Source organism: Burkholderia sp. Ac-20345, from assembly GCF_017104825.1.
GTDB classification, from domain to species: Bacteria; Pseudomonadota; Gammaproteobacteria; order Burkholderiales; family Burkholderiaceae; genus Burkholderia; species Burkholderia lata_B.
Genome location: NZ_JAAGPO010000323.1, coordinates 1 through 7,087, shown reverse-complemented (window position 1 = coordinate 7,087; position 7,087 = coordinate 1). Strand labels below are relative to the sequence as shown.

The 7,087-nt window shown below is 69.7% G+C and carries 7 protein-coding genes; 1 reads left to right on the top strand and 6 read right to left on the bottom strand.

What is annotated here, in order from left to right; all coding sequences use genetic code 11:
* The 6 genes from G3O06_RS45595 to G3O06_RS45570 form a co-directional block, all read right to left on the bottom strand.
* The coding region (locus tag G3O06_RS45595) for an FAD-dependent oxidoreductase (protein WP_205820005.1) at positions 1–567 on the bottom strand (567 nt) is incomplete at its 3' end.
* Positions 564–1,976 carry a lysine 2,3-aminomutase gene (locus tag G3O06_RS45590; protein WP_205820004.1) on the bottom strand — a complete coding sequence of 471 codons (1,413 nt, stop codon included), beginning with the start codon at positions 1,974–1,976 and terminating at the stop codon, positions 564–566. The genes G3O06_RS45595 and G3O06_RS45590, both read right to left, overlap by 4 nt.
* A gap of 173 nt (positions 1,977–2,149) precedes the next feature.
* Positions 2,150–3,478, bottom strand: coding sequence for an MFS transporter (locus G3O06_RS45585; RefSeq protein ID WP_205820003.1), 1,329 nt, complete (start codon positions 3,476–3,478; stop codon positions 2,150–2,152).
* A 64-nt stretch (positions 3,479–3,542) separates the two neighbouring features.
* Complete coding sequence (locus G3O06_RS45580; protein ID WP_174998514.1) at positions 3,543–4,430, bottom strand: oxaloacetate decarboxylase; 888 nt, start codon at positions 4,428–4,430, stop codon at positions 3,543–3,545.
* A 7-nt stretch (positions 4,431–4,437) separates the two neighbouring features.
* Positions 4,438–5,328 carry an amidohydrolase family protein gene (locus G3O06_RS45575; RefSeq protein ID WP_205820002.1) on the bottom strand — a complete coding sequence of 297 codons (891 nt, stop codon included), beginning with the start codon at positions 5,326–5,328 and terminating at the stop codon, positions 4,438–4,440.
* Positions 5,329–5,399: 71 nt separating this feature from the next.
* The gene (locus G3O06_RS45570) at positions 5,400–6,677 is read right to left on the bottom strand and encodes an MFS transporter (RefSeq protein ID WP_205820001.1); all 1,278 of its coding nucleotides are present in this window, start codon (positions 6,675–6,677) and stop codon (positions 5,400–5,402) included.
* 149 nt (positions 6,678–6,826) lie between these two features.
* Here G3O06_RS45570 and G3O06_RS45565 point away from each other — a divergent pair.
* Positions 6,827–7,087 (top strand): LysR family transcriptional regulator (locus G3O06_RS45565; protein ID WP_205820000.1); only part of this gene is annotated, 261 nt, incomplete at its 3' end.

Here is a 7,087-nt window from a genome sequence, read left to right as displayed (position 1 = left end):
CAGCGCGTTCACGCGGGCGCCGCGCCGGATCCGCACGCCGAGCGTCGCGGCCCGCATCCGCATCGCATCGCGCAGCGCACGCGGCCGGATCAATGCGAAACGCAGGTTCAACAACCCGGCGATCGCGTGCGCCGCGCCGGTTTCCTGCGCGACCGCCTGCGCGTCGAGCCATGCGACGCGCGCGTCCGGCTGTGCCGCGTAGTGATCGAACCGGCGCGCCAGTTGCATCGCCGACGCGTCGTCGCACGCGAGCGTGATGTGGCCGGGATGCGCCCACCCGCACGCGAGGCTGCGGCTGTCGACGAATCGCTTCAGATACGCGATCGCCTGCGCCGCCTCGCGCTCGGCGGCCTGCGCCTGCGCGGCCGAACCCGGGCCGTGCGGCAGCGCCGGCGCGACGCTCGCGACCGAACCGAAGTTGAATGCGCTCGGGACGTCGCCGGGCGGATCGGCATCGCAGACGTCGACCGTCGCGCCCTGCTCCGCCAGGTGGATCGCGGCGGACAGCCCCGCATAGCCTCCGCCGACGATCGCGACGTCGGCGGTTCGTTTGCCGGGCGCCATCATGCGTGCTCCGGCTGGTGCTGGTGCGCGTCGACGAAGGCGCGGTACGGCGCGTCGAAGAAGAACGCGGGCTCGCCGTCCGGCGGTTCGAGCTGGTCGAGCCAGCAGGCCGTCGCCGAATACTTCGCGAGGAACGGCCGGCGCAGCCAGCGCGGATCGCGCGCCTGCAGGAAGTTCAGCATGAAGTAGCGCTGCCCGTGCAGGTCGAGCGTGCCCGCGACCTCGACCTTGCCGGGGCCCGCGCTCATCGACGGGCCGCGCGCGCTGCGCGCGAGCCCCGATACCGATGCGATCGCCGTGTTGTAAATGTCGAGCGCTCGCGCGAGCGGCAGCTCGAAATAGGCGCGCGGCCCTGTATCGCGCTCGACGAACATGTAATACGGCACGATGCCGAGCCGCACCTGCCCGACCCAGTTGCGCCGCCACACGTCGGCGTCGTCGTTGATGTGGCGCAGCACCGGCCCCTGCGAGCGGATCACGACACCGATGCGGCGCAGGTTCGTCACCGCCTGCTCCGCGATCTCCGTCGACAGCTCGCGCCAGTGGTTCAGGTGCGCCATGATCGTCACGTTGCGCCCGGCGTCGACCAGCGTGCGCAGCAGCGCGAGCAGCTCGGGCGTATCCGGATCGCTGACGAAGCGGTACGGCCAGTACGTGAGCGCCTTCGTGCCGATCCGGATGTTGCCGACATGCTCGAGCCCCGGCTCCAGCAGCGGCGTCAGGTATTCGCGCAGGCGTGCCGCGCTCATCACCATCGGGTCGCCGCCCGTCATCAGCAGGTCGGTCACTTCGCCGTGCGCGCGCAGGTAGGCGTGCAGCCGCGCCGCTTCGCTCGACGCGAATTTCAGCGATGCATCGCCGACGAACTGCGGCCAGCGGAAGCAGAACGTGCAATACGCGTGGCAGGTCTGCCCGTGGCTCGGAAAGTACAGCACCGTCTGCGCATATTTGTGCTGGATGCCCGGGCAGGGTTCGCCGTCCAGCTCAGGCTCGTTGAGCCGCTGGTCCGCCGGATGCGGGTTCATCCGCGCGCGCAGGCGCCCGACCAGCGAATCCAGTTCCGCGTGGCGCGCCGCGTCGCGCGACAGCACGGCCAGTCGCTCGAGGTCGTCGGGCGCGAGCATGTCGGGCTGCGGAAACGTCAGCCGGAACAGCGGATCGTCCGGCACACGGGTCCAGTCGATCAGCTGCTCGACCACATAGCGGTTGACCTTGAACGGCAGCACCCGCGCAACCAGCCCGATCTCCTCGCGCATCCGCGGCGGCAGCGCCGCGAGCTGCGGGATGTCGTCCAGCTTCGAGCGGTTGTACGCCTTGAACACCGGATGCACCGGTATCGACTGACGCGGCGGCGCGCCGCCCTGCGCGCCATCGCGCGCGGATATCCGTTGGCCCTCGGATAGTTCGATCATTGACTCGACTCCATTTTTTTAGATGTACTAATGTATGTCGTGTGTCTTGCTGCTCGCCGCCGACGGCCAGGCAGCCCGTCGGCGTCCTGCAGATACTAGAAGCAATTGCCGGGGCGAAGCATTACCGCCGTGTTATTTATCCATAAGCGTTTCGCATGCGGCTTCGCACCAATTCAGCGGGGCGCGGCCGCGCCCACCGCCGGCCGCGCCGCCCGTGGGTGCTTGCCCGGATGGGTTTCCGGCATCCGCCAGTACACGACCAGCGAGATCGCCGCGCAGGCCGCGACGTACCAGAAGAACATCGCCTCGTTGCCGCCCGCCTTCAGCCGCAGCGCAACGAACTCCGTCGTGCCGCCGAGGATCGCCGTCGTCAGCGCATAAGGCAGCCCGACCGCCAGCGCGCGGATCTGCGGCGGAAACAGCTCCGCCTTCACCAGCATGTGCACCGAGGTGAACCCGCTCAACACGACGAGCCCCGCGAACACCAGCGCGAACGCGGCGAGCGGCTCGTGCACGTGCCCGAGCGCGGTGAAGATCGGCACGGACAGCAGTGCGCCGCCGAAGCCGAACCACAGCAGCACGGGCCGCCGCCCGACGAGATCCGAGACAAGGCCGAACAGCGGCTGCAGCGGCATGTACAGCAGCAGCGCGAGCGTGCAGATCCAGGTCGCCGTTTCCTTGTGCAGGCCGACGGAGTTGACGAGGTATTTCTGCATGTAGACCGTGTACGTGTAGAACGCGACGGTGCCGCCGATCGTGATGCCGATCGCGAGCAGCAGTTCGCGCCAGTGGGCCGCGAGATCGGCCGACACGCGCGTCTTCGCCGCATGCGCGCGGCTGGCGATGAACGCGTTGCTCTCCACGACGTTGCGGCGCATGTACAGCGCGAACAGCGCAAGCACGCCGCCGACGAAGAACGGGATCCGCCAGCCCCAGCGCTCGATGTCGTGCGTGCCCGCGAAGATCCGCTGCATCGCCAGCATCAGGCCGAGCGCGACGAGCTGGCCCGCGACCACGCTCACTTGCAGGAAGCCGACGTAGAAGCCGCGCCGGTTCGGCGGCGCGATCTCGCTCAGGTAGGTCGCGCTGGTGCCGTATTCGCCACCCATGCTGAGGCCCTGCAGCAGGCGCGCGGCGACGAGCAGCACCGGCGCGAGCACGCCGATCGTCGCGTAGCCGGGCGTGACGGCGATCAGCATCGATCCCGCGCACATCGCGAGCACCGATTTCGTCAGCGCGGCCTTGCGCCCGTGCCGGTCCGCGTACAGGCCGACGAGCCAGCTGCCCGCCGGGCGCGCGACATAGCCGACCGCCGCGATCGCCGCGGTGTTCATCAGTTGCACGGTCGGCCGGTCGGCGGGAAAAAACGACGGCGCGAAATAGATCGAGAAGATGCTGTACGCGAGAAAGTCGTACCACTCGATCAGGTTGCCGGCCAGTCCGCCGACGATCGAGCCGATACGCGGCGGCGCGTCGGCCGCCCCGGTGGGGGAAGTTGCCAAGGTTGTCTCCTGTTCGTTCTGTATCGGGCGGCCGGCATGCGGCCGCCCGTGCCGCATGCCGGCGTTACGGCTGGGCAGCCGCGTAGCGCGCGTCGAGCGCGTCGAAGCGCGCCTTGTCGACGAGCCGCTGCCGTTCGGCGAACGGCGCGACGAGCGCCGGGTCCTCGTCGAGCCGGCCTGTGTCGCGCAGCGTCGTCAGCGCCGCCTGCATCCCGTGCACCGCGCCCTGCAGCGCGGCGTTCGCATACAGCACCACGCCATAGCCGAGGCGCGCCAGTTCGTCGCGCGAGCGGGTCGGCGTCTTGCCGCCGATCACGATGTTGATGAGCTGCGGCGTATCGAACAGCGCGGGCAGCCGCTCGACGTCCTCAGGCGACTCCATCGCCTCGATGAACAGCACGTCGGCGCCGGCCGCCGCATAGCGATGCGCGCGCTCGATCGCGTCGTCGATGCCGTGTACGGCCGCTGCGTCGGTGCGGGCGACGATCAGCAGGTTCGGGTCGACGCGCGCGTCGACGGCCGCCTTCAGCTTGCCGACCATTTCCGCGGCCGGGATCACTTCCTTGCCCGCGAAGTGGCCGCATTTCTTCGGCAACACCTGGTCCTCGAGCTGGATCGCGTCCGCGCCGCTGCGCTCGAGCGTGCGCACCGTATGCAGCACGTTCAGCGCGTTGCCGAAGCCCGTATCGGCATCGACCATCAACGGCAGGTCGACGGCGTCGCGCACCCGCGCCGTGTGCTCGGCCAGTTCGCCGAGCCCGACGAAGCCGAGATCCGGCAGGCCGAGCGACATGTTGGTGACACCGGCGCCGCTCAGGTACAGCGCGCCGAAGCCGAGATCGGCGGCGATCCGCGCGCTCAGCGCGTTGAACGTGCCGGCGACGAGCAGCCCCTGGCGGGCGGCGATGCTGCGCCGGAACGCGGCGCGACGAAGGGTGGTGTGATCGGTCATGCGGGCCTCATTGGTCGAAACGGAACAGGGTTCGCGGCGAGTCGCGCAGCACGCGCGTGCGCTCGCCGGGGTCGGGCAGCCAGCGTTCGAGCGCCGCGCAGGTCGCGCCGAAATCGACACGCTCGCGATGCTGCGTATGCGGCCAGTCGCTGCCCCACACGAGCCGCTCGGCCGTGAACGCGGCGCGCAGCGCCTGCGCGGCGCCGAGCGCCGCGTCGGTGCCGTCGCCGGCCAGGCTGTTGCGATAGGCGGCCGACAGCTTGACCCACACGCGCCCGGTGCCGGCGAGCGACAGCAGGTCGCGGAAGCCGGGGTCGCGCTCGCCGAGCGTCGGCGACGGGCGGCCGAAATGGTCGATCACGAGCGTGCACGACTGCGCGAGCAGGCTCGCGGCGATCGCATGCAGGTCGGCCGCATCGCGATGGATCTCGACATGCCAGCCGAGCGCATTGACGCGCGCGAACAGCGCGCGCCATGCCCGCGTGCCGAAGTCCGGAATCGGCAGGCCGACCAGGTTGAGCCGCATGCCCACGACGCCCGCGCGGTTCAGCGCGGCGAGCGCATCGTCGTCGATCCCCGGATCGACGACCGCGACGCCGCGAAAGCGGCTCGGGTAGCGCCGCAGCACGTCGACGAAGAACGCGTTGTCGGTGCCGAGAAAGCTCGGCTGCACCAGCACCGCATGCGTGATGCCGTGCGCGGCGAGATGCGCGACGTACGCGTCGAGCGACGCGTCGTAGTCGGGCGCATGGCGCACGACCGGCGCGAGCGGCAGGCCGCGCGCAAACACGTGCGCATGCGCGTCGACCGCCGCGACGGCGGCCGCCGATGCGTACCACGCGGTGGCGTTCGGCGCCGATGAAACCGGCTCGACCGGCGGATTCACTGCTCGATCCATGACGACTGCCTGCAAGATGTGCCCGGCCCGCATGACGGGTGACGGGCGGCTGGATGAACGAAAGACGGCAATTACAGCGATGCGCGGGCCTGCACGTCGCCGTCGGCGCCGGGCCCGGCCACCGCGTCGGGCAGGCGGCGCCCGCGCGTTTCCGGCAGGAACCACACCGCAATCACGACCAGCCCGTAGGCGATGCCCGCATCGATGCCGAGCGCCGTGCCGAGCGGCATCGATGTGCCCATGTGTCCGACCAGCACCGGGAAGCCCGCCGACGCGATGCGGCCGAAGTTGTAGCAGAAGCCGACGCCGCGCCCGCGCACGTTCTGCGGATACAGTTCGTTGAACAGCGTGCCGAGCGTCGCCGGAATGCCGGCCGAAAACAGGCCGAGCGGGAACCCGAGCAACAGCATCGCGATGTCGTTCAGCGGCAGGAACACGTACAGGTTCACCATCACGGCGCAACACGCGGCGAACAGCATCACGTTGCGGCGCCGGCCGATCCGGTCCTGCAGATAGGCGCTGACGAAGCAGCCGCAGATGAACGCGACGATCACGACCGACAGATACGCGCCCGTGCCGAGCACCGACAGGTGCCGCTCGGTCTTCAGGTAGGTCGGCAGCCAGATCGTGATCGCGTGATAGCCGCCGTGCGCGCCGACGCCGATCAGGCCGCCGACGACCGTCGCGCGCAGCACCGAGCGGTCGAAGATGCCGACCGTCGGCGCATCGTCCGCGTGCGCCTGCGCCCGTGCCGGTTGCGCGCGCGGCGGCTCGGGAATCGCGCGGCGGATATACAGCACCAGCAGCGCGGGCAGCGCGCCGATCGCAAACAGCACGCGCCATGCCCATTCGGCCGGCAACCATGCGAACACGGCCATGTACAGCAGCACCGCCGCGCCCCAGCCGAATCCCCACGCGCTCTGCACGACGCCCATCGCCTTGCCGCGATGGCGCGCGCCGACCGTCTCGGCGAGCAGCACCGCGCCCGCGGTCCACTCGCCGCCGAAGCCGAGGCCCTGCAGCGCTTTCAGCACCAGCAGCTGTTCGAAGTTCTGCGCGAACGCGCTCAGGAACGTGAATGCGGAGAACCAGCACACGGTGATCTGCAGCGCGCGCACGCGCCCGTAGCGATCCGCGATCACGCCGGCCAGCAGGCCGCCGAGCGCGCCCGACACGAGCGTTGCGCCGCCGATCAGGCCGGCCTGTCCCTTGCCGATGCTCCAGGTCGCGAGCAGCGCCGGAATCACGAGGCTGAACATCTGGGTATCGAGGCCGTCGAGCGCCCAGCCGGCAAAGCAGCCGCGCAACGTGCGCCGTTCGGTCGTCGATAGTTCACGCGTCCAGTTCAACGGAGGTCTCCTCGTGTCGTCGCCGTGCGCCGCGTCGTCGCGCCGCTTACCGGAGGCACCGCCCGTATCGGCGACGCTTGGTGAGCATCCTATGAATCATTTCAATAATTCGCTACTATGTTTCGAATAATTATTCATAACATACGCTTATGGAAATCAGGCACGTCCGCTACTTCCTCGCGATCGCGGATTCCGGCAGCTTCACGCGCGCCGCCAGCGAGCTCGGCATTGCGCAGCCGGCGCTCAGCCAGGCGCTGAACCGGATGGAAAAGGAACTGGGGGTTCGGCTGTTCGACCGGTCACGGCGCGGCGCGACGCTCACGCCGGCCGGGCTCGCGATGGTCGACGACCTGCGCCTGAGCGTCGCGCGGCTCGACGCGGCCGCGCACCGGGCGGGCGAGATCGGCGCA

Bases quoted from the DNA above. Each gene is read 5' to 3' on its own strand.
- G3O06_RS45590 (WP_205820004.1), bottom strand. From the start codon at position 1,976: ATGATCGAACTATCCGAGGGCCAACGGATATCCGCGCGCGATGGCGCG.
- G3O06_RS45580 (WP_174998514.1), bottom strand. From the start codon at position 4,430: ATGACCGATCACACCACCCTTCGTCGCGCCGCGTTCCGGCGCAGCATC.
- G3O06_RS45575 (WP_205820002.1), bottom strand. From the start codon at position 5,328: ATGGATCGAGCAGTGAATCCGCCGGTCGAGCCGGTTTCATCGGCGCCG.